Annotated in this window: 1 protein-coding gene; it reads left to right on the top strand. The window is 44.0% G+C overall.

Annotation, left to right across the window (positions count from 1 at the left end):
- Positions 1-411 precede the first annotated feature (411 nt).
- The gene (gene ltrA / locus ACEN2N_RS18940) at positions 412-1,683 is read left to right on the top strand and encodes a group II intron reverse transcriptase/maturase (protein ID WP_441825789.1); all 1,272 of its coding nucleotides are present in this window, start codon (positions 412-414) and stop codon (positions 1,681-1,683) included.
- The last annotated feature ends 65 nt before the right edge of the window (positions 1,684-1,748 follow it).

Below are 1,748 nucleotides of genomic sequence, written 5' to 3'. Positions count from 1 at the left end.
GTAACGTCTGGAAGCATTAGTAAGTCGCAAGGGTGGTAACCGTGAGGTTACATCTGAAGAAAGCGAGACTACAAAACTCGGTACTGACGAACAGGAATCGTATACGGAGGCATAGTTACTTGGGTAAGCAAGCACATCATTGTAACGCCCAACGATTACCAAAAGGGTAGCTATGTAGATACGACAGGCATTGAGTGAAAGAAGATGTTCTTACCTGGGGAGGTCTCCAAAACTACGTGTAGTTATATGGAGAAGTCAGCAGAAGTCATAGTACTTGCAGGAAACGAGCTAGGGCAGAACCCTAGAGGTCTCACAAGTAAGGAAGGACAGAACGTCAGATCACGTCTAGATTCGTGTAGGAATCCGTTAATTGGATAGCCTATACTTAGAAGGACAAGAACAGTAAATTAAATGATAGCAAAAGTAGTAGCCGCTAGAAACCTGAGCGACGCCTGTAAAAAGGTAGTCCGCAATAAAGGTTCGGCAGGAGTAGATGGTATGGCCACACAAGAGTTGAAGGCATTTATGGATGCCCACCGCTCAAATGTGGTAAACCAACTTATTTCTAAAAGCTATATACCACAGGCTATCAAAGGGGTAGAGATACCCAAGCCGAACGGCAAGACCAGATTACTGGGAGTGCCCACGGTAGTGGATAGGTGGCTTCAACAAGCGGTAAGCCAACAATTGGTGATTCATTTCGAACTTGATTTCGAGATGGAGAGTTACGGTTTCCGCCCAAGGAAGAACCTTCAACAGGCAGTACTGAAAAGTCAAGGGTACATCAATGATGGCTACCAAGACATAGTAGATATAGACCTAAAGAGTTTCTTCGATGAAGTACAACACTATAAACTACTTCAGCTTATTTATAACAAGGTTAAATGTCCGACCACCTTATGGCTGATCCGAAAATGGTTACGCGCGCCCATTTTAAAGAATGGACGATTGCATAAGCGCAGAAAAGGATTGCCACAAGGCAGCCCATTAAGTCCATTAATGTCCAATATCATGTTGGACCAATTGGACAAACATTTAAGAACAAGAGGGTTCAGGTTTATCCGCTATGCCGATGATTTCAGTATTTATACAAAATCAAAAGCAGCTGCACGAGCAATAGGGAACGAGGTTTTTCTTTTCCTAAAAGAGAAACTGGATCTGCCTGTCAACCGGGCAAAGAGCGGTATCCGAAGACCCTCTACATTCAAGGTGTTGGGTTATAGGTTTACGCCGGTATATAAGAAAGGCGTAAAGGGTCATTATCAGTTAGTAGTAAGCGGACAGGCTTGGCAAACACTTAAACGCAAGCTCAGGTATCTTACCAAGAAAACGCTGCCATTGTCATTAGCGGAAAGGTTACAACGGCTAAAACCCATCTATAAAGGGTGGTTGAACAATTTCCGATTAGGGAATATACAGACCAAACTTAAAAAGCTGGATGAATGGTTACGTAACCGACTACGATACTGCATATGGCACGATTGGAAGAAACCAGAGCGCAAACGCAAGAATCTCATAGGTCTAGGTATAAAACAGGGACAAGCATATGCTTGGAGCAGGACAAGAATGGGAGGATGGGCAGTAGCCCAAAGTCCTATACTTAGAACTACTATTACTGAAAAACGCCTAGGCAAAAGAGGTTATCAAAGTATGCTAGCGTACTACCTTAGTGTAAAGTTCTGATATAACGAACCGCCGTGTACGAGACCCGTACGCACGGTGGTGTGAGAGGCGCACCGTGGGCTTTA

Origin of the sequence: Maribacter spongiicola (assembly GCF_052119685.1) — a bacterium.
Taxonomy (GTDB): Bacteria; Bacteroidota; Bacteroidia; order Flavobacteriales; family Flavobacteriaceae; genus Maribacter; species Maribacter spongiicola_A.
The sequence above is the reverse complement of the archived record's forward strand: the minus strand, read 5'-3'. Positions and strand labels throughout refer to the sequence as shown.

Coding starts and splice junctions, on each gene's coding strand:
- ltrA (WP_441825789.1), top strand. CDS start 412: ATGATAGCAAAAGTAGTAGCCGCTAGAAACCTGAGCGACGCCTGTAAA.